Raw genomic sequence first — 19,214 nt, 5'->3', positions numbered from 1 at the left:
GTCCGCTTGTCCTAACCCGTCTATCAAAAGTCCAGCGCCTTCACGGGTGTGGAGCCTTTGCGCATGATGTCCAACCCGCAAGTCCCGGGCCAGCCCGGTCGTAACCAGAACCTTCTGGCCGTGGCGCGTGAAGCGGCATTGCCGGCGCTGTCCAAGCTGTTCGACAAGGTCCTGGCCGGGTTCGACGATGCGTTGTTCGATCGGGCCGGAAGTGCCGGCGCCTCGCAGATGGCCTTCCTCGACGGCATGCGCGAGCTGCGCCGCCGCCGCGACGAGGTTTCCCGTCTTTTCTCCAGCCACCTGCAGCAGGCCTGGGCCGCGCTGGAATCGGGTGCGCCGCAGTCGGCGGAAAGCGTCATGGCCGGTGCCGGCGAGGGTGGGCTGGCGCTGGTGCCCGAACACGTCCTGGAGTCGCGGCTGGCGGTGCGCAACCTGGCCACCGTGCTACTGCGCGAGTACAAGCAGGTGCTGGCGCGGCTGGACCATCGCCTGGGCTGGGTTGCCGGCGGTCAGGAACTCAATGCCGACACCAATCCGATCAGTCCCGAACATATCGGCGTCGCCCTGCACGAGGCCTTCGCCCCGTGTGACCTGACCCCGGAAGTGCGCCTGGTGCTGTTCAAGCTGTGCGAACGGGAGTTGGCCGGCAGTATCGGCAAGTTGTACGAGGCACTGGACGAGCGCCTGGCCCAGGCCGGCGCAGCCCCTGAACTGGGTGCGCCGCGCCGCCAGCCGCCGCGGCGGCCGGCGGCGGTACCGGACGCTGATGCCCCGGACGAGGATGGCTTCGACCCGCAGGGCGGGGCGCCGGGCTGGGCACGACGCTTCTCCGAGCGCTTCGCGCAGCAGCGCGCCAACCTCGGCCGCATGGGCGAAGCCCCGGGCGAGGGATACGCGCAGGGCGGTGGCGGATTCGAGGTCGATGGCGCCACCCAACAGGGCATGGTGCTCGAGGCGTTGCATGAGCTGCTGGTGCAGTCGCGGCAGGCGCGCGGCGCAGCCGCCAGTGGCATCGGCGGCGCTGCCGCCGGCCACGGCGGTGAGCCAGGCCTGCAGCGCGCCTTGAACCAGCGCGAGATGATGTCGGTGCTGTCGCTGCTGCAGGCCACGCCCAGTGCCACCCTGCGCGCGGCCGTCGGCGAAGACGGCGAATCACTGGCGCAGCGGCTCAAGAGTGAAGTGCTGGCCGGCGCGACCCGGCTGGGCGTGGACCCGGCGCAGGCGCACCTGGATCCGCAGGACGAGGATGCCATCGACCTGGTTGGCATGCTGTTCGACGTGATGCTCGACGAACGTGACCTGGAAGGCCGTTCGCGCGAGCTGATCGGCCGGCTGGTGGTGCCGTTCGTCAAGGTCGCCATGCTCGACCGCCGCATGTTCGTGCAGAAGACCCACCCGGCGCGGCGCCTGCTCAACTCGCTGGCCGAGGCCTGCGAGGGCAACGCGGGCGAGAGCCAGTCCGAGCGCGCGCTGATGGGCAAGGTCGAGGAAATCATCGAGAGGCTGACGGCCGAGTTCAACGAGAACCTGGCCATCTTCCTGACGCTGGAGGAGGAGTTCCGTGAATTCCTGGCCCAGCACCGCCGCCGCATCGAGATCGCCGAGCGCCGCGCCGCCGAAACGCAGCGTGGCCAGGAGAAACTGGAGGTCGCGCGCAGCCGCGCCGCCCTCGAGCTGGAACGTCGGGTCGCCGACCAGGGCCTGCCCAAGGCCATCGACGATTTCCTGCGCCAGCCATGGAACCACCACCTGACCCTGACCCTGCTGCGCGAAGGCGAAGAGGGCGAGGGCGTCACCGAGGCCCTGAAGCTGGCCGACGAGGTGCTGGAGGAAGTGGCCGAGGCGCGCCGCCATATCGTCGGCAAGCCGTGGCTGCAGTCCTGCCAGCCGGGGCTGCGCAAGGTGTTCGCCAGCGTCGGTGTCCATGGCGATGCGGGGACGGCGGCCATCGATGCCCTGCACGACACCCTGCAGTCGATCGCCGAAGTGCGGCCGGAGCTGGAGCGCGCACTGCCCGAACTGCCGCAGGTGGCGCTGCCGACCCCGCCGGCGCAGGAAGCCCCGGCCATCGACTTCGGCAGCACGGCCAAGGCCGAGGACTTCGACGACAGTGATGCCGAGCGCTTCCGTCGGATGGAGATCGGCACCTGGCTGGACTTCATCGACAAGGACGGCAAGCTGCAGGCCGGCAAGTTGTCCTGGGTGAGCCCGATTTCCTCGCGCCTGCTGTTCGTCAACCGCCGCGGCATCCGCTTCTGCGTGGCCTCGCCGGAAGAACTGGCGGTGATGGTGCGGCTGGGCCGCCTGCGTCCGCACGTGGACGATGGCGCCTTCGACAGCGCCATGCAGGGCGTGATCGACCGCCTGGAGCCGCAGCCGGCCGCGGTCGGCTGATCGCCGCGCACGTTCGGGGCTTTGCTACGATCCGGGCAGTTGATCCACTGCGCATCGGGGACTGGAATGGCCGTTGATGTACGTGTTCTGAAGGAAACCGCCCAGGGCGAGCGGCGTGTCGCCGCCACGCCGGAGACGGTCAGGAAGCTGCTGGCCACCGGCGCCAGCGTGCAGGTGCAGCCTGGTGCCGGTGTGGCCGCCGGCTTCACCGACCAGGCCTATCTGGAAGCGGGGGCGACACTGGACGAAGCCGTGGAGACCGCCGACCTGGTGCTGTGTGTGCAGCCACCGCCGGTGGCGATGATCGAGCGTTTCAAGGCCGGCGTGGTGCTGGTCGGCATGCTGCATCCACAGGCCGAGCCGGCACGCACGGCGGCGTTGCAGGCCCAGCAGGTACAGTGCTTCCCGCTGGAGCGCCTGCCGCGCACCACCCGCGCGCAGGCCATGGACGTGCTCAGCTCGCAGGCCGGCATGGCCGGCTACAAGGCCACGCTGATCGCCGCGCAGCTGACCCCGCGCTTCTTCCCGATGCTGACCACCGCCGCCGGCACGATCCGCCCGTCCAAGGTGCTGGTGGTCGGTGCCGGCGTGGCCGGCCTGCAGGCGGTGGCGACCGCCAAGCGGCTGGGCGCGGCGGTGGAGGGCTTCGACGTGCGCCCGGAAACCCGCGAGCAGATCGAATCGCTGGGCGGCAAGTTCCTGGACCTGGGTGTCAGTGCGGCGGGCGAGGGCGGTTATGCGCGCCAGCTGACCGAGGACGAGCGTGCCGAGCAGCAGCGGCGGCTGGCCGAGCACCTGAAGGGTGTGGATGTGGTGATCTGTACCGCCGCGGTACCCGGGCGCCCGGCGCCGAAGATCATCACCGCGGCGATGGTGTCCGGCATGCGGCCGGGCAGCGTGATCGTCGATCTTGCCGCCGAGACCGGTGGCAACTGCGAGGCCACCCGTCCGGGTGAGACCGTCGAGGTGGGGGGCGTCACCGTGGCCGGTCCGCTGGACCTGGCCAGCATGGGGGCCATCCATGCCAGCGAGATGTATGCGCGCAACGTCTACAACTTCGTGTCGCTGTTCCTGAAGGAGGGCGCGCTGCGCCTGGACTGGAGCGACGAACTGCTGATCAGGACGGTGTGGCCGCAGCGTCCGGCGGGCGGCGAGATCCCGCCGGTGTGAGGTGGGTCTCGCGGGGTGGGGGGAGGCGGAAATCCAAAGCCCCCTCATCCGCCCCTTCGGGGCACCTTCTCCCGCAAGCGGGAGAAGGTGCCCCGAAGGGGCGGATGAGGGCGGGCCTTTGACGCTTCTACCGCTGCGGACGGGCCGGTGGCGGATTGGCTTCCACCCATTGCCGGCGTTGCTCGGGCGTCATCTTCACCCACTGGTCGTGCAGCTGCTGGCGCTGGGTCCTGTCCAGGCCGCGCATCCTGGCGAACAGCGCCTGTGCCTCGCGGCGCTGCTGCGGTGACATGTGTTCGAAGCGGTGCATGCCACGGCGCGCCTGCTCACGCTGTTCCGGGGTCATCTGCTGCCAGCTGCGGGCATGGTCATAGATGCGCTGGCGGCGGTCCGGCGAGGCGTTCCAGCGGTCACGCATCGGCGTGATCAGGGTTTCGCGCTGGGCCGGCGTCAGCTGGTCCCATTCGGGCAATGGCGGGGATTGCTGGGCCAGCGCCGGGATCGCGGCCAGGACCAGCAGCAGGGGCAACACGCGGGGGATCAGGGCGTTCATCAGGGTCATTCCATCGCCAGGTTGTCCGAGCCCAGCCACAGGTACAGCTCGGGGCTCTCATCGAACGGCAGGGGCGCATCGATCGCATCGTCGCTGTCGACCGTGGCCGCTGCCGTGGCTGTGGCCGGTGCGGCCACCGGTGCATCGGTGCCGTTGAAGCGTAGCGCGAAGGTCACGGCCAGCACCGCCGAACAGGCGGTGGCCAGCCACAGGCCACGGCGACGCCAGGGCGCGCTGGCCGTCCCGGCCTGCTGCCGTGCCTGGCGCAGCCGGGCGAGCGTGGCGGGCGACAGCGCGCCCTCGGCCTGCTGCTGCAGTTGCCGCAGGGAGCGGTCGAAATCATCCGGCGATGTGGGCAGGCGGTTCACCGCGAGGCCTCCAGTTGTTTCTGCAATGCGTCGCGCGCGCGCGACAGGTGGGTTTTTACCGAGCCTTCCGAACAGCTCATCGCCCTGGCGGTGGTGGCAACGTCCAGTTCCTGCAGGACCCGCAGGCTGAAGGCCTCACGTTGCCGCGCCGGCAGTTGCCGCAGGGCCCGCACCAGCCGCGCATAGTCCTGCTGCTGCTCATGCTGCCGGGCCGGGCCGGCGGCTTCGTCGGCCCAGTCGATCGCGCTGTCCTGGTCCTGGTCGTCCTGCGGGGCCCAGAACTTCAGGCGGAAGCTGCGGCGCCGCTGCAGGTCGATGATGCGCCGGCGCAGGATGCTCCAGAACAGCGGCGTCCATTCTTCCGGCGGTTGGTCAGCGTAGCCGAGCATGCGCTCCATCGCGTCCTGCACGGCGTCCAGCGCATCCTCGCGCTGGCGCAGCCCGGCCTCGGCGAAGCGGAAGGCGCGCGGCCCCACGCCGGCGAGGAAGGCTTCCAGCGAGGCAGGCGTGGCAGTGGACGTCAGGGGCGGGCTGGTCACCAGCACAGGGTAGCGTTCCGGCGGGGTCTGACGGTGTAAACGCACGGGCCGGGCATTGGTTGACAGCGCAACCGTCGCATCCGCTCGGTCGCCGTGGTTATGATGCCGTGCGGGCGGTTCCAGCCCTGGAGAGAGCAGCAATGAGCGACGGGTTCGTGGCGTTGTACATCTTCATGCTGGCGGCGATCGCCGGCCACGTGATCATTTCGCGGGTGCCGGTGATCCTGCACACGCCGTTGATGTCCGGTTCAAACTTCATCCACGGCATCGTGCTGATCGGTGCCATGGTGGTGCTCGGCCACGCCGATACCACGCTGGAGAAGGCCATCGGCTTCATCGCCGTGGCCCTGGGCGCGGGCAACGCCGCCGGTGGCTACGTGGTCACCGAGCGCATGCTGGAAATGTTCAAGAGTTCCAAGAAGCCGGACGGGAAGGGCCGGTGACCGGGTCATCGCCGTCCCGCCGGTTCGACGCCCGGCAGGTGTTCCAGTGGCTGAGCTACCTGCAGTACCCGGCCATGCTGGTTGCGCTGTACTACGTCGCATCGCCGTTCTTCAAGGGCCTGGGCGGGCTGCTGGAGGCGCTGAACAACGCGCTGTTGTACGCCGGCGTGGGCATCGGCATGTCCTCGTTGCAGGATCCGACCCGTACCCAGAACGAAGTCTCGCGCAAGGTCTGGGAAGACCCGCGCAAGGGCCACTGGATGCTGTGGCTGCTGACCGTGCAGGCGTTGCTGCCGATCCTTCTCGGGTTGGCGGGTACCGCGTTGGCCGCGTCGACGGCGCTGTCGCAGTTGTCGCTGGGGCTGGTGGCGTTCGGGCTGGGCATGATCGGCCTGCTGAAGACGGCCATCGAGATGCGGGAACACCATCGCCGTGACCGGCAGGTTGCCGCTCAAGACACAACGGTTCTGGAGAAGGCTGCATGAGCATGACGGTGCTGGTGAAGGTGAGTTACCTGGTGGCTGCGACGCTGTTCCTGCTCGGCCTGCAGCGCATGGCCTCGCCCAGGACCGCGCGCAGCGGCATCCACTGGGCCGGAGCGGGCATGTTGATCGCCACCGCCGCCACCTTCCTGCTGCCGGGGCTGCACAACCTGGGCCTGATCGCGGTAGCGCTGTTGCTGGGCACCGGCCTGGCCTGGGTGTCGGCCAAGAAGGTGGCCATCACCGACATGCCGCAGATGGTGGCGCTGTACAACGGCATGGGCGGCGGCTCGGCGGCGGCCATCGGCGCGGTTGAACTGCTGCGTTTTTCCGATGTTGCCGGTCGCGATACCAGCCACTGGAGTGCCGAGGCCATCGCCGCGCTTGCCGCACGACAGCCGTCGGCGACGGTGCTGGCGCTGGCGGTGATCGGCTCGGCGATCGGCGCGGTATCGCTGTCGGGCTCGATCATTGCCTGGGCCAAGCTGGACGGCCGGCTGGACAAGCGCGTCACCTTCCCCGGCCAGCAGGCGTTCAACCTGTTGATGGCGGTGGCGATGGTGGGGCTGGGCGCGTGGGCGGCGGTGAGCCTGCAGCCGGTGGCGATCATCAGCTTCTTCGTGGTGGCGCTGGCGCTGGGCGTGCTGATGACCTTGCCGATCGGCGGTGCCGACATGCCGGTGGTGATCTCGCTGTACAACGCCTTCACCGGCCTGGCGGTGGCTTTCGAGGGCTACGTGCTCGGCAACGAGGCATTGATCATCGCCGGCATGATGGTCGGCGCGGCCGGCATCCTGCTGACCCGGTTGATGGCCAAGGCGATGAACCGGCCGATCAGTGGCGTGCTGTTCTCCAACTTTGGTGGCGGCGGCCAGGGCGCGGAGATCAGCGGCAGCCAGAAGCCGATCGAAGCGGCCGACGTGGCGGCGATGATGGCCTTCGCAGAGCGCGTGGTGATCGTGCCCGGCTACGGCATGGCGGTGGCGCAGGCCCAGCACAAGATCTGGGAGCTGGCGCAGCGGCTGATCGAGCGCGGGGTCAAGGTGAAGTTCGCCATCCACCCGGTAGCCGGACGCATGCCAGGGCACATGAACGTGCTGTTGGCCGAGGCCGGCGTGCCCTACGACCTGATCGCCGACATGGACGACATCAACCCCGAGTTCGCCACCACCGACGTCTCGCTGGTGATCGGTGCCAACGACGTGGTCAACCCGGTGGCCAAGACCGATCCCAGCAGCCCGATCTACGGTATGCCGATCCTGGACGTGGTCAATTCGAAGAACACCATCGTCATCAAGCGCGGCAAGGGCACCGGCTTTGCCGGCATCGAAAACGCGCTGTTCTACGCCGACAACACACGCATGCTGTACGGCGACGGTGCCGAAGCGGCAAGCGCGCTGGTCAGTGAGTTGAAGGCGCTCGACGGCGGGCACTGAGCCCGCCATTTCATCATCCGGAACATTGGCGGTCGATCCGGTGCAGCGTGGCCGGCAACATCCGGAGCACGATCGCCGGCATGCGCGCTGCGTCGGCCGGCGCGCGGTGATGTGGCGCGCATGGCGGTGGTGAGGCAGCGTGCCCGCGTCAAGGCGCCAGGGCAGGTGCCCGTTGGTCGGGAGATGCCGCATCCGCGCAGGATGGTGGTCGGGCGGTTTGCAGCGGGCCGGCGTCCTGGCGGCGTCGCGCTTCGGACGTGGTGCAACCGAAGGCATGCTTGAACGCCCGGCAGAACGCGCTCTCGCTCTCGAAGCCGAGCGATTCGGCAATCTCGCAGACGGAGAGTCCGGTGCCCTGGACCAGCTCCCACGCACGTTGCTGGCGCAGGCGGATGGCGTACTCGCTCGGCGTTTCGCCGAACACCTCGCGGTAGACGCGGATCAGGTGCGTGGGCGAATAGTTGGCGATCGCCGCCAGTCGCGAAAGATCCAGCCGGTCGTCGACGTTGCAGCGGATCAGGTGCTGCACCTTGAGCAGGCGCAGCAGCGTCTGGTGCCGGCGCGCGGCGGTACGCCCGCTGCAGCGTTCCAGCTCGCCCTGCAGTGCCTGCTGCTGCTCGATGAGGGCGTCGTGCAATTGCATGAACGCGTCGGCTGCCTCGGGGGTATCGGCGTCGGTCGGGAACCAGCGCGTGCGCGTGAGGTGCACGATCGGGCGGGCGAGGGCGTGCGGACAGTGTTCCTGGCGTGGGATCAACGCACTGCCCGGCAGCGGGCCGGGGTGTGCCTGGCGCCACGTCTGCAGCGGGGCGGTGATGCATATCCAGCGCGCATGGCAGCGGCTGTGATGCCGCAGCCCGCCCTCCAGCCAGACCTGCACGTGGCGCGAAGGCAGCAGCCAGGGCGTGTCATTGCTGGAGAGTTCGAGTTCGCCATGCAGAATGGCCGTTACGCTTACCCAGCCTGCCGGCACCTGCAGGCGTGTCCCGCGTCCTGAACTGGCGACAACATGCACGCTGTCGCTGGGACCGGAAGGCAGGCTCAGGGCCTGCGATCCGTGGAGCTGGTGGTGCCGGATCTTCACTGCGCCTCCACCGTCGGGGGTCCCGACCGTGTCGTGGATGGATGGCTTCAACGTGAAAAGCAGCGCTGCTGGGAATGCCCTTGCGTGTTCCTGCCCGCGACATCAATCGGGTGTAGCGTATGACCAAATCGCAGGAAAAAAAATAGCCCGGACGAGCCGGGCAGATCCGGTTTTTTTGGCCCTGCTTTCCCCATTACGCCGGGGGCTGAGGAAGGTCTCGCCTGGGAGAGAGTTGCCAGGAGGCCGGATGGCCCATGCTGAACCCGCAGGCGCAAGCCGCGCGTGCATGGGTTTGCAGCTTGATTTGCATTTATTGCGATTCCGCGTCGAGCGTTGTGATGATTTCCCATGCAACTTCCAGGGGCGATGACAGGTGCGCGATCTCTACGAGCAGGCGTTGGCGTTGTGGCATGACGGCCAGTGCGCACAGTCCGAAGCATTGGCTCGACGGTTGGTACAGGTGGCGCCGGCATTCGCGCCCGGCCTGGCGCTGTTGGCGACGTTCCATCTCCAGCATGGCCAGGCCAGGCATGCCCGGCCGCTGCTCGAACACGCGTTGCGCCTGCAGCCGGACCTGGTCGAGGCCTGGATCAATCTCGGCAACGCCTGCCTGGAACTGGATGACATCGACGCGGCCGTGCAGGCATTCGAGAACGCGCGCCGCCAGGGCGCGGAGGGAGTGGCCTACCTGCTCGGGCATGGGCTGGCCTGCCTCGGCAAGGGCGGGTTCGCCCCTGCGCGCCAGTTGCTTGTGCAGGCGTATGCGCTGGAACCGGAGGCGGCGGACGTACGCCTGGCCTACGCACGCTGCCTGGTCGAGTTCGAACGCTTTGACGACGCGGCGCAGGTGCTGGCGGGGCTGGAAGCCGGCCACCTGGGCGGGCAGCAGCGCAAGGCATTGGCGTGGCTGCAGATGCAGTGCGGCCAGGACGAGGCGGCGTTGGCGCTGTACATCGGGTTGATCGGGCAGATGCCGGAGGATGCGGAACCGCGTATCCAGCTGGCGCTGTTGCTGGAACGGCTCAACCGCGTGGACGAGGCGGCGCAGGTGTTGGCCGGTCTGCCACCACCGGCGTCGGATGACGGGCGGGCGATGCTGGCACTGGCGTCGGCACGGATCGCGCGACGCAGCGGGCAGCCGCGCACGGCGGCCGCGCTAGCGCAGGCCGCATTGCCGTCCGGGGCTGACCCGGCCATGCGCGCCCAGCTCTGGTTCGAGATGGCGAAGGACCATGATCAGGAAGGCGACGCGGCTGCTGCGATCCATGCGCTCGAACACGCGCACGCACAGGCTCGCCTTGCGTTCCAGGCACGCTGGCCGGAAACGGTATTGCCGGCCGTGCTGGGCTGGCTGGACCAGCGCCGGCGGCACGCGCCGGCCGTGGCGGTCGATGCAGGCAAGCGGCAGGGGCCGCCCGATCCGGTGTTCCTGGTGGGGTTCCCGCGTTCCGGTACGACGTTGCTGGAGCGCATGCTCGATGCGCACAGCGCGCTGGACGTGCTCGATGAGCGGCCAGCGCTGGAAGTGATGATCGAGAACCTGCGCAGGCGCGATGGCTGGCGTGACGCGGCACTGGATGCGTCGCTGGATGGTCTTCCCGGCGCCGCGGTGGACCAGGCGCGCGCCGACTACTGGAAACAGGTCCATCGCCACCTCGTGCCGCAGGGGCGGCTGGTGGACAAGTACCCACTGACGATGACGCGGCTGCCGTACGTGGCCCGCCTGTTTCCGCAGGCCGATTGGCTGCTGCTGTTGCGCCACCCCTGCGATTGCGTACTCAGCTGCCACATGCAGGCATTCGGCTTGAACGGCGGCGCGCTGGCCTTCGAATCGCTGGCGTCCACGGCGCACACCTACGTCCGGGTGATGGAATGGTGGCATGCGCAGCGCGAACGGGTACCGGCGCGCGTGCATGTGCTGCGCTACGAAGACCTGGTGCAGGCCCCGGCGCAGCGCCTGGAGGCGCTGATGGGCTTCCTGTCGCTGCCGATGCAGGCCGCGCAGCTGCAGTCGCACCATGCCGCGGCGCAGCGCAGCCGGCGCATCAACACGCCCAGCTATTCGCAGGTGATCGAGCCGGTGAATGCCAACGCGGTGGGCCGTTGGAAGCGCTACCGCGCCTTCTTTGGCGATGCCGTGCTGGCCGAACTGGAGCCGTGGGCAAGGCGGTTCGGCTACACGATGGAGTGACGCTGCGGGAAGCGCAGGTAGGTCGACAGGATGTACTTGTCCTGGTCCGGCGACGGCTGGCCCTGGTGGGCGTACATCCAGTACGGCGGAAACATCAGCAGCCGGCCGGCACGCGGGGCCACGCCGGTGTGCAGGCCGGGAAACCAGGTCTGGCCGCCGTGCCCGACGTCGTTGAGGTACCACAGGAACACCAGGTAGCGGTCGCAGACCTCGTTGATGGCATCGAAATGGGTCTGGAACCTCTCATCGCCACCGGCGCGGTAGCGCTTGAGGATGAGCGGGCTGAGCAGGGGGCTGTCGGGGAGGGCCAGCGGCAGCCCGACATCGGCGTTGTAGCGCTGCAGCGATTGGCTGATCAGCTGCCGGAAGAAGGCCAGGAACGGCGCATCGGAGAGCCGGCTGATGTCCAGTTCGGTCCAGGCGCTTTGTTCGAGCCCGGCGCGCACGCCACGCCCGTTGCGTTGCTGGAAGCGGCCCAACGCGTTGAACGATGCAATCAACCTGCCGCACATCTCCGTTGGCAGGCTGTCATCGTAGGTGCGGATGTAGTGGCGAAGGTCGCCGCCGTGTCCTTCCGCCGCGGCCGGGGCCGCGGCGGAAGGGGCGGTGACGGCTGCGGGATCAGAAGCGGGCTGTCCAGCGCATCCAGTAGTAACGTCCGATTGCATCGTAGGTCCGCATGTCCGTCGAGGCGTTGAAGCCAGAATAGATCAACGGCGGCTGACGGTCAGTAAGGTTGCGCACGCCGATCTGGATCGAACTGTTGTTCAGGTCCTCGAAGCGGTAGCCGATCTGCAGGTCAGTCTGGGTGAAGGACGGCACCCGGCGCCTGGCCACGTAGCCGGGCTCGGTGACATCGGCCACGTCCGGTGCTTCGTACACGTGGTGTACGTAGCGGGTGGTGAGGCTGGCACTGAGGTTGCCGCGCGACCAGCTGATGTCGTTGAGTGCACGCCAGCGGGCCATGTTGCCGAAGCCCGAGGAGGCGTTGTCGACGAACGTGCCGGCCAGGCCGGTGCTGCCCGGAATGCCCGGGAAAGCGCCGACGTTGCTGCTCGGGTCGCCGGACAGCAGCTGCACGTCGTACTGGGCCAGGTAGGTGGTATCCAGGTTCCAGCTGAACTTGCCCCATGCGCTTTCCGGGAACAGGTAGCGGAAGCCGATGTCCATGCCCGCGGTCTTCAGCGTGCCGAAGTTGCCGGTGACGTTGGTCATCTGCGCCACGTCGCCGGCATCGTCGCGGACGAAGGTGTCGCAGAAGCGGCCGAAGTTGAAGCACTGGTTGAGCAGCACGTTCTCCGGCAGGTTGGTGATGAACTGGTCCAGCTTCACGCGCCAGTAGTCGGCGGTGATGCTGAAGCCCTCCAGCCAGCTCGGGCTGTAGACGAAGCCGTAGGTGAGCACGTCGCCTTCTTCCGGGAGCAGGTCCGGGTTGGCCACCTGGAAGGAGGTGACCTGGTTGTTGCTCTGCCGGAACGAGCCGTCGGTGGGGACGCCGGTACAGGCGTTGGGGTTGCCGCCGGTGTAGCCGTTGCAGGGGTCGGTGTAGGTGCTGGCGCTGGGCACGGTGGGGGCGTACAGGTCACCGATGGTCGGGGCGCGGAACACGTCGGCGTAGGTGGCGCGGATCAGCAGGTCGGCGAACGGCTTCCATTCCATGCCGATCTTGGAATTGGTGGTGCCGCCGAAGTTGGAGTAGTCCGAGTAACGCGTGCCGAGCGAGACGTTGAGCTTCTCGGCGAACGGCGCATCGGCCAGCAGCGGGATCAGTGCTTCGGCGTAGATCTCGTTGACGTCGAACTTGCCGTTGATGTCGCCGAACGTACAGGCTTCCTGGGTGATCAGGCAGACCGTCTCGCCCGGCGGGATGATGGTCAGGAAATCGCTGCTGGAGCTGGCCGATTCCTCGCGGCGTTCCACGCCCACCGCCAGCGAGACAGCGCCGGCCGGCAACTGGAACAGGTCGCCGGTGACGTTGGCATTGAAGACCTTCAGGTCGTTCTCGCTGCTGCTGTGGATGGTCGGGTTGATCAGCTCCAGCGCGGCCAGCTGGGCCTGGCCGGCGGCAGTGCTCGGGTCCGGCGGCGGGCCAAGGAAGTTGACCGGCAGGCAGCCGGCGATGGCGGTGGCCGGGTCGCCGGGCGTGCGCACGCAGATCGGGTTGCCGGTGGCCGGGTCGACCATCGAGGGGCCCAGTGCGTCGGTCAGGCCCGGGCTGTACAGGTAGCCGCGGACCGCGGTGGTCTGCGGGGTGCGGCCGTAGCCATAGGAGGCGTCCCAGCTCCAGCTGCTGTCGCCGAAGGCACCGCGCAGGCCGGCGGTGATCTGGTAGGTCTCGGTTTCAAAGCGGGTGGTGCGGGTCGGGATGAAGTCACGCAGGCGCAGGCGTGCGTCGGTGATGTCCACGCCGAACGGGTTGTACATGCTGTCCGCGCTGATCGGCACGTTGTCCACCGCCGCGCGGCCATCGAACGGCAGCGGCGCGATGAAGAACGAGGATTCGGTGCGCAGCCACGAACCCAGCAGGAAGCCCTCGATGTTGTCGGTGAGCTGGTAGTTGCCGCTCATGAACAGCGAGGTGCGCTCCTGAGGGGTCAGGTTGAGGTTGCCGTCGGCCTGGAAGTTGTAGACGTCGGTGGCCGCGTTGAAGCAGCGGAAGTCCGATTGCGACGTGCCCGGGCGGCCATCGATGCGGGTCAGGGTGACGTTGTCGCCAGTGCCGCAGTTCGGGTCGCTCAGGTCCACGCCGCCGGCGGCGGTGCGCGGCACCACGTAGCGGCCGGTCAGGATGCGGCTGGTGCCGCCGATGCCCTTTTCGCCGGCATACAGCTGGTAAGGCTGGCTGGAGTAGGTGCGGTCGGCGGCGCTGACCGAGTCTTCCTTGTCATAGCTGGCGCCGAGCATCAGCCGGCCCTTGTCGCCATGCATGCCGAAGGTGGCGTCGAAACGCTGGGTATCGGCGTCACCGCGCGAGGAAATGCCATAGAAGGCGCTGGCTTCCAGTCCCTGGAAGTCCTTGCGCAGGATGAAGTTGACCACGCCGCCGATGGCGTCGGAGCCGTAGATCGCCGAGGCGCCGTCCTTGAGCACTTCCACGCGTTCGATCAGCGCCATCGGGATGGAGTTCACATCCACCGCGCCATTGGCGTTGGAGATGGTGCCGATCCAGCGCTTGCCGTCGACCAGCACCAGCGAGCGGTTCACGCCCAGGCCGCGCAGGTCCACGGTCGCCGCGCCGGCGCCGCCGCCGTTGTTGACCTGGGGGTTGGTGGCCGCACCGGCGATGGCCGGCGTGCGTTGCAGGAACTCACCGACCGTGGCCGCACCGGAGCTTTCGATGTTCTGGCGGTCGATCGTGAAGACGGGGCTGGAGGTCTCCAGGTCGGCGCGCTTGATGCGCGAGCCGGTGACCTGGATGCGGTCCAGGTTGGTGGCTTCCTCCTTGGGCGGCGTGTCCTGGGCCAGGACGCTGCCTGCGGCCCCCAATGCGAGGGCGGCGGTGGAAAGGGGGAGCAATGCACTACGTACGGCCTGACTCAGGGGCTTGATGCTCACGGGCAACTCCGCTTGGCTGGTGCGGGGGAGCCTTGAAATTACGAATTATTAACTCCAACAAATGTGCGTCTCCGGCAGGGAACCATGTGCCGGAACTGACATTTTGTCTCGCAGTGTCTGAAACATTACGAGATCGTGGCGTCACATGGCCTGCGCGCAGGCAAGGTCGGCCCCCGCCACAGCCTGCCACCGGCGGCGTCGGGCATGTCGGCAGGGGGAGAGGAGGGGAGCCTGTGGCGAGCCGGAGCTGCCGGCCGCGGGTCTCAGCGGGCCATGCGCCAGCCGACCACCAGGGCGATCAGCAGCCAGATGCCCTCGGCCAGGCCGTTGGCCATGGACAGCAGGGTCCAGGCCAGATGGGGCCCCATGCGCAACGCAGATTCCCACGGAGTGAGCCCCATCGGCCCGCCCATGTAGGCCGAGGCGATCAGCCAGTTGGTGGCTGCGGCGATCAGCACGGTGGCCGCCAGGGTGATCAGGACCCGCGCCCGGCCGCCGGGCAAGCCGCCAAGACGCAGCATCCACGCGGCTTCCAGCGCGGCGACGATCGCCATCCAGCCGGCCTGGGTGCCCAGCGACAGGGCAACCAGCAGCCACAAAACGGTCAGGGTGATGCTTCCCAGCAGCAGCAACAGCGGCCAAAGCCAGTGGTGGACGGCGCGCGCCGACGAGGAAACGGAGGACATGAGCATTCCCGGACAGGTCCCGCAGCATAGCCCTTCAGCGGGCGACGCGCCCAGTCGGATAAAATGGCCGTCTTGCGGGTAGCGACCGCGTCCCCATATCGATCCACATGTATTCCCGTAGCAGCGAACCCGTCCATTTCGAACGTGATTGCCCGGCCGTGATGGTGCCGCAGGGCGACAGCGTGACCCTGCCCGCCGGCAGCTATGGCTACATCACCCAGGCGCTGGGTGGCAGCTATACCGTGTTTGTCGAAGGCAACCTGTTCCGCATCGCCGGCAAGGACGGCGACGCGATCGGCAAGGAGCCGCCGCCGGGGCTGGAACTGCCGGACGACGCCGGCGACGAGGATGTCGAAAAGCTGGTCTGGCAGCAGCTGCGCACCTGCTTCGACCCCGAGATCCCGTTCAACATCGTTGACCTGGGGCTCATCTACGAGGTGGACCTCAGGCACCTGGACGACGGCCAGCGCGAGGTGGACGTCAAGATGACGCTGACCGCGCCGGGCTGCGGCATGGGCGAGATCCTGGTCGACGACGTGCGCAGCAAGCTGGAGATGATCCCGACGGTGGCCCAGGCCGACGTCGAGCTGGTGTTCGACCCGCCGTGGGGGCGTCACATGATGTCCGAGGCGGCCCGTCTGGAAACTGGCATGCTGTAACGGCTGGCCTGCGCGCCTGCGGTACCGGCATTTCCCGTACCGCAGCTGCCGCCGGCCGGACGCGTTGGAACCGGTGACCCCCCGCGCCGGCGTTGTGTCCCATCCCGCAATCTGGAAGGAATCATCCGGTGTCCCAGTCTTCCCCGAGTTTTGCCGTCACCCGTTCGGACCATCCGCGCAGCGCAGAAGAGCGCGCCAAGATCCTGGAAAAGCCGGGCTTCGGCCTGTACTTCACCGACCACATGGTGGCCGTACGCTGGGACAAGGACACCGGCTGGCACGATGCGGCGGTCACGCCGTACGGCCCGATCTCGCTGGACCCGGCCGCAGCGGTGCTGCACTACGGCCAGGAGATCTTCGAAGGCATCAAGGCCTACCGCCACGCCGACGGCTCGATCTGGACCTTCCGTCCGGAAGCCAACGGTGCGCGCCTGCAGCGCTCGGCACGTCGCCTGGCGCTGCCGGAACTGCCGGTGGAAATCTTCGTCGAGTCACTCAAGCAGATCACCGCGGTCGACAAGGACTGGGTGTCCGACGCGGACGAGGCCAGCCTGTACTTCCGTCCGTTCATGATCGGCGACGAGGCCTTCCTCGGCGTGCGCGGCGCGCACAAGGCCACCTACTACGTGATCGCCAGCCCGGCCGGCCCGTACTTCGCCAAGGGCGTGGCGCCGGTGGCGATCTGGCTGTCCACCGATTACGCCCGCGCCGCCAAGGGCGGTACCGGCGCGGCCAAGTGCGGTGGCAACTACGCTGCCTCGCTGCTGCCGCAACAGCAGGCGCAGGCGCAGGGCTGCTCGCAGGTGCTGTTCCTGGACCCGGTCGAGGGCAAGTACCTTGAAGAGCTGGGCGGCATGAACGTGTTCCTGGTCTACGGCAAGACCAACACGCTGGTCACCCCGGCACTGTCGGGCAGCATCCTGGAAGGCATCACCCGCGAGTCGATCCTGCAGTTGGCGCGCGACCGCGGCATGACCGTGGAAGAGCGCAAGGTGTCCATCGACGAGTGGAAGCAGGGCGTGACCTCCGGCGAGATCACCGAAGTGTTCGCCTGCGGTACCGCCGCGGTCATCACCCCGATCGGCCAGCTCAAGGGCGAAGGCTTCTCGGTGGGTGACCTGGCCGCCCCGGCCGGCGAGGTGACCATGTCGCTGCGCAAGGAACTGACCGACATCCAGTACGGCCGCCTGCCGGACCGCCACGGCTGGCTGGTGCGCCTGGCCTGATCCGCCACGGCGTGACCGATCCCAACCCGCCCGGGCCCTGTGCCCGGGCGGGTTTTTCATTGTAAGGATCTGAGAACTCCATCGCATTTGTTTTGTGAAACAGCGACTTATGGCAGTGGCGGAAGCGATGGTTTCGCCTGCAACCCTCTTGGCAGGGGTTTATCCGGCGTTTACTCTCGGCCGACGGATCGGTTACAGGGGACTGGTTCGGGTAGTCCTACCCGGGCAATACACGCTTCCCCACCGATGTCTGGAGCCCGGGCAGGACCTTGGCCGCGCAACGCGGCATCCTCTTGCAGAAGGGCTCATCAATGTCACGCAAATCAGACCGTAGGCTTGGCCGTGGGTTGGTTGTAGCAGGCACGGTGTCGTTGTCCTCCCTGTTGTTGTGTACGCCGGCCTTCGCCGGTGATGTCCACCTGGCCGGCTTGGACAGCGCGCCCACGCACCAGCGCTTCATCGTCAAGTACAAGCAGGACAGCCGGCAGCTCGCCGGCGAGGCCGCCCTGCAGCGGACCCTGGGGTCGGCGGCGCGCGCGCTGCCGGTGCGTGCGGGCAAGGGCGTGGGCATGCAGCACCTGCGCCGGCTGGCGGTGGGGGCGGACGTGATCCGCGCCGATGCCCAGCTTGACCGTGCCGACGCCGAGACGCTGATGCGCAAGCTGGCCGCCGACCCGAACGTGGAATACGTGGAGGTCGATCGCCTCAACACGGTCCGCCTGACGCCCAATGACACGCGCTACAGCGAGCAGTGGGGCTACTCCGGCACCTACGGCATCAAGGCCAACCAGGCCTGGGACGTGACCAACGGGGCCGGCTCGGTGGTGGCGGTGCTCGACACCGGTATCACCAACCACAGCGACCTCAACGCCAACCTGCTGCCCGGCTACGACTTCATCAACGACACCAGCGTTTCCAACGACGGTGACGGCCGCGACAGCGACCCCAGCGACCCGGGCGACTGGGTGAGCGCGAACCAGTGCGGTGGCATCCATGCCGCGCAGGGGTCGAGCTGGCACGGGACCCACGTCGCCGGCACCATCGCGGCGGTGACCAACAATGCCAAGGGCGTGGCCGGCGTGGCCTACGGCGCCAAGATCGTGCCGGTGCGCGTGCTCGGCACCTGCGGCGGCTATGACTCGGATATCGCCGACGCCATCGTCTGGGCCTCGGGTGGCACCGTGTCCGGCGTGCCGGCCAATGCCAACCCGGCCGAGGTGATCAACCTCAGCCTCGGCGGCTCCGGTGCCTGTGGCACCACCACCCAGAACGCGATCAACAGCGCGGTTGGCCGTGGCACCACCCTGGTCATCGCCGCCGGCAACGACAACGTCAACGTGTCCAACGCCTCGCCGGCCAACTGCAACAACGTCATCGCGGTGGCCTCGATCACCAGCACCGGCGCGCGTTCGAGCTTCTCCAACTACGGCGCGCTGATCGACATCGCCGCGCCGGGCTCGAACATCCTGTCCACGCTCAACACCGGTAGCACCACGCCGGGCACGGAAACCTACGCGGCCTACAACGGCACCTCGATGGCCACCCCGCACGTGGCTGGCGTGGTGGCGCTGATCCAGGCGGTGGCCACCACGCCGAAGACGCCGGCCCAGGTGGAGGCGCTGATCAAGGCCAACGTGACCGCGTTCCCGTCGACCCCGTCGCAGTCCATCGGCCCGGGCATCCTCAATGCCAAGGCGGTGGTGGATGCGGTCAATGGCGGGACCACGCCGAACCCGGGTGGCACGGTGCTTGGCAACGGCGTGCCGTTGACCGGCCAGTCCGGCGCCGCCGGCAGCAGCCAGTACTACACCGTGCAGGTGCCTGCCGGTGCCAGCAACCTGGTGATCGCCAGCTCCGGTGGCAGTGGAGATGCCGACCTGTACGTGCGTGCCGGCAGCCAGCCGACCACCTCCACCTACGATTGCCGGCCGTACAAGAGCGGCAATGCGGAAAGCTGCACGTTCGCCACGCCCACGGCTGGTACCTACCACGTGATGCTCAACGCCTACGCGGCCTATTCGGGGGTGACCCTGCAGGCCAGCTGGAGCACCGGCGGCGGAACCGGGGGCGCGCAGACCTACAGCAACGCCACGGTGGTGAACATCCTCGACAACGCCACGGTGGAAAGCGCGATCAGCGTGTCCGGGCGCAGCGGCAATGCGCCCGCCTCCACGCCGGTGGCGGTGGACATCAGCCACACCTGGAAGGGGGACCTGAAGGTGGACCTGGTGGCGCCGGACGGCAGCGTGTACGTGCTGAGCAACTACGCCGGCGGCAGCGCCGACGACATCAAGCAGACCTTCAACGTGAACCTGTCCAGCGAAGCCCTCAACGGCACCTGGAAGCTGCGGGTGAACGACAAGGCCAGTGGTGATACCGGCAGGATCAACCGCTGGTCGATCACGTTCTGATCCGGCGGCAACGACGG

16 protein-coding genes and 1 pseudogene are annotated in these 19,214 nt (G+C 68.0%); 10 read left to right on the top strand and 7 right to left on the bottom strand.

Going from position 1 to position 19,214, the window contains the following annotated elements:
• Window positions 1-63 precede the first annotated feature (63 nt).
• The gene (locus IB227_RS05895) at window positions 64-2,394 is read left to right on the top strand and encodes a DUF1631 domain-containing protein (protein ID WP_192286625.1); all 2,331 of its coding nucleotides are present in this window, start codon (window positions 64-66) and stop codon (window positions 2,392-2,394) included.
• A 66-nt stretch (window positions 2,395-2,460) separates the two neighbouring features.
• Window positions 2,461-3,564, top strand: a complete 1,104-nt coding sequence (locus tag IB227_RS05890) for an NAD(P) transhydrogenase subunit alpha (protein WP_192286624.1) — start codon at window positions 2,461-2,463, stop codon at window positions 3,562-3,564.
• A gap of 127 nt (window positions 3,565-3,691) precedes the next feature.
• Here the strand turns inward: IB227_RS05890 and IB227_RS05885 are convergent, their stop codons facing one another.
• Genes IB227_RS05885 through IB227_RS05875 form a run of 3 tightly spaced genes read right to left on the bottom strand, consistent with a single transcriptional unit; the run spans window position 3,692 to window position 5,030 of the window.
• A complete protein-coding gene (locus tag IB227_RS05885) occupies window positions 3,692-4,117 on the bottom strand; it encodes a DUF3106 domain-containing protein (RefSeq protein WP_225591599.1) in 426 nt (141 codons plus the stop codon).
• A gap of 5 nt (window positions 4,118-4,122) precedes the next feature.
• Entirely contained in the window at window positions 4,123-4,485 is a 363-nt protein-coding gene (locus IB227_RS05880; RefSeq protein ID WP_192286622.1) for a hypothetical protein, read from the bottom strand.
• On the bottom strand, window positions 4,482-5,030 hold the full coding sequence (locus IB227_RS05875) for an RNA polymerase sigma factor (protein ID WP_192287283.1): 549 nt from the start codon (window positions 5,028-5,030) through the stop codon (window positions 4,482-4,484). The genes IB227_RS05880 and IB227_RS05875 overlap by 4 nt, the downstream gene beginning before the upstream one ends.
• A 134-nt stretch (window positions 5,031-5,164) precedes the next feature.
• Here IB227_RS05875 and IB227_RS05870 point away from each other — a divergent pair, with 134 nt between their 5' ends.
• Genes IB227_RS05870 through IB227_RS05860 form a run of 3 tightly spaced genes read left to right on the top strand, consistent with a single transcriptional unit; the run spans window position 5,165 to window position 7,385 of the window.
• Window positions 5,165-5,467, top strand: coding sequence for an NAD(P) transhydrogenase subunit alpha (locus IB227_RS05870; protein WP_132864909.1), 303 nt, complete (start codon window positions 5,165-5,167; stop codon window positions 5,465-5,467).
• Window positions 5,464-5,952, top strand: a complete 489-nt coding sequence (locus tag IB227_RS05865; protein WP_192286621.1) for a hypothetical protein — start codon at window positions 5,464-5,466, stop codon at window positions 5,950-5,952. The genes IB227_RS05870 and IB227_RS05865 overlap by 4 nt, the downstream gene beginning before the upstream one ends.
• Complete coding sequence (locus IB227_RS05860; protein WP_192286620.1) at window positions 5,949-7,385, top strand: NAD(P)(+) transhydrogenase (Re/Si-specific) subunit beta; 1,437 nt, start codon at window positions 5,949-5,951, stop codon at window positions 7,383-7,385. Before IB227_RS05865 ends, IB227_RS05860 begins: the two co-directional genes overlap by 4 nt.
• Window positions 7,386-7,533: 148 nt before the next feature.
• Here IB227_RS05860 and IB227_RS18600 read toward each other — a convergent pair whose 3' ends face one another.
• On the bottom strand, window positions 7,534-8,469 hold the full coding sequence (locus IB227_RS18600; protein WP_192286619.1) for an AraC family transcriptional regulator: 936 nt from the start codon (window positions 8,467-8,469) through the stop codon (window positions 7,534-7,536).
• A gap of 373 nt (window positions 8,470-8,842) precedes the next feature.
• Here IB227_RS18600 and IB227_RS05850 point away from each other — a divergent pair, with 373 nt between their 5' ends.
• Window positions 8,843-10,660 (top strand): sulfotransferase, encoded by a 1,818-nt coding sequence (locus IB227_RS05850; RefSeq protein ID WP_192286618.1) that lies wholly within the window; start codon window positions 8,843-8,845, stop codon window positions 10,658-10,660.
• Here the strand turns inward: IB227_RS05850 and IB227_RS05845 are convergent.
• The 3 genes from IB227_RS05845 to IB227_RS05835 all read right to left on the bottom strand — a co-directional run bounded on the left by IB227_RS05845 (window position 10,645) and on the right by IB227_RS05835 (window position 14,901).
• Window positions 10,645-11,160 (bottom strand): 2OG-Fe(II) oxygenase, encoded by a 516-nt coding sequence (locus IB227_RS05845; RefSeq protein WP_225591598.1) that lies wholly within the window; start codon window positions 11,158-11,160, stop codon window positions 10,645-10,647. The two genes, IB227_RS05850 and IB227_RS05845, sit on opposite strands and share 16 nt — an antisense overlap.
• A gap of 121 nt (window positions 11,161-11,281) precedes the next feature.
• Complete coding sequence (locus IB227_RS05840) at window positions 11,282-14,215, bottom strand: TonB-dependent receptor (RefSeq protein WP_192286616.1); 2,934 nt, start codon at window positions 14,213-14,215, stop codon at window positions 11,282-11,284.
• 263 nt (window positions 14,216-14,478) lie between these two features.
• A complete protein-coding gene (locus IB227_RS05835) occupies window positions 14,479-14,901 on the bottom strand; it encodes a hypothetical protein (protein ID WP_132864901.1) in 423 nt (140 codons plus the stop codon).
• A 107-nt stretch (window positions 14,902-15,008) separates the two neighbouring features.
• On the opposite strand from IB227_RS05835, the gene sufT reads away from it, so the two are divergent.
• The 4 genes and pseudogenes from sufT (at window position 15,009) to IB227_RS18445 (ending at window position 19,197) form a co-directional block, all read left to right on the top strand.
• Window positions 15,009-15,560 (top strand): putative Fe-S cluster assembly protein SufT, encoded by a 552-nt coding sequence (gene sufT / locus IB227_RS05830; RefSeq protein ID WP_132864900.1) that lies wholly within the window; start codon window positions 15,009-15,011, stop codon window positions 15,558-15,560.
• A gap of 128 nt (window positions 15,561-15,688) precedes the next feature.
• Entirely contained in the window at window positions 15,689-16,786 is a 1,098-nt protein-coding gene (locus tag IB227_RS05825; protein WP_132864899.1) for a branched-chain amino acid aminotransferase, read from the top strand.
• Between the two features lie 311 nt (window positions 16,787-17,097).
• A pseudogene (locus tag IB227_RS05820) lies at window positions 17,098-18,831 on the top strand (S8 family peptidase); the annotation flags it as partial.
• Window positions 18,811-19,197: a proprotein convertase P-domain-containing protein gene (locus IB227_RS18445; RefSeq protein ID WP_318639536.1), complete on the top strand. Its 387-nt coding sequence runs from the start codon at window positions 18,811-18,813 to the stop codon at window positions 19,195-19,197. The pseudogene IB227_RS05820 and the gene IB227_RS18445, both read left to right, overlap by 21 nt.
• The last annotated feature ends 17 nt before the right edge of the window (window positions 19,198-19,214 follow it).

Source organism: Stenotrophomonas sp. STM01 (assembly GCF_014852135.1).
GTDB classification, from domain to species: Bacteria; Pseudomonadota; Gammaproteobacteria; order Xanthomonadales; family Xanthomonadaceae; genus Stenotrophomonas; species Stenotrophomonas capsici.
The sequence above is the reverse complement of the archived record's forward strand: the minus strand, read 5'-3'. Positions and strand labels throughout refer to the sequence as shown.

Bases quoted from the DNA above. Each gene is read 5' to 3' on its own strand.
- IB227_RS05895 (WP_192286625.1), top strand. From the start codon at position 64: ATGATGTCCAACCCGCAAGTCCCGGGCCAGCCCGGTCGTAACCAGAAC.
- IB227_RS05890 (WP_192286624.1), top strand. From the start codon at position 2,461: ATGGCCGTTGATGTACGTGTTCTGAAGGAAACCGCCCAGGGCGAGCGG.
- IB227_RS05835 (WP_132864901.1), bottom strand. From the start codon at position 14,901: ATGTCCTCCGTTTCCTCGTCGGCGCGCGCCGTCCACCACTGGCTTTGG.
- IB227_RS05885 (WP_225591599.1), bottom strand. From the start codon at position 4,117: ATGAACGCCCTGATCCCCCGCGTGTTGCCCCTGCTGCTGGTCCTGGCC.
- IB227_RS05870 (WP_132864909.1), top strand. From the start codon at position 5,165: ATGAGCGACGGGTTCGTGGCGTTGTACATCTTCATGCTGGCGGCGATC.
- IB227_RS05860 (WP_192286620.1), top strand. From the start codon at position 5,949: ATGAGCATGACGGTGCTGGTGAAGGTGAGTTACCTGGTGGCTGCGACG.
- sufT (WP_132864900.1), top strand. From the start codon at position 15,009: ATGTATTCCCGTAGCAGCGAACCCGTCCATTTCGAACGTGATTGCCCG.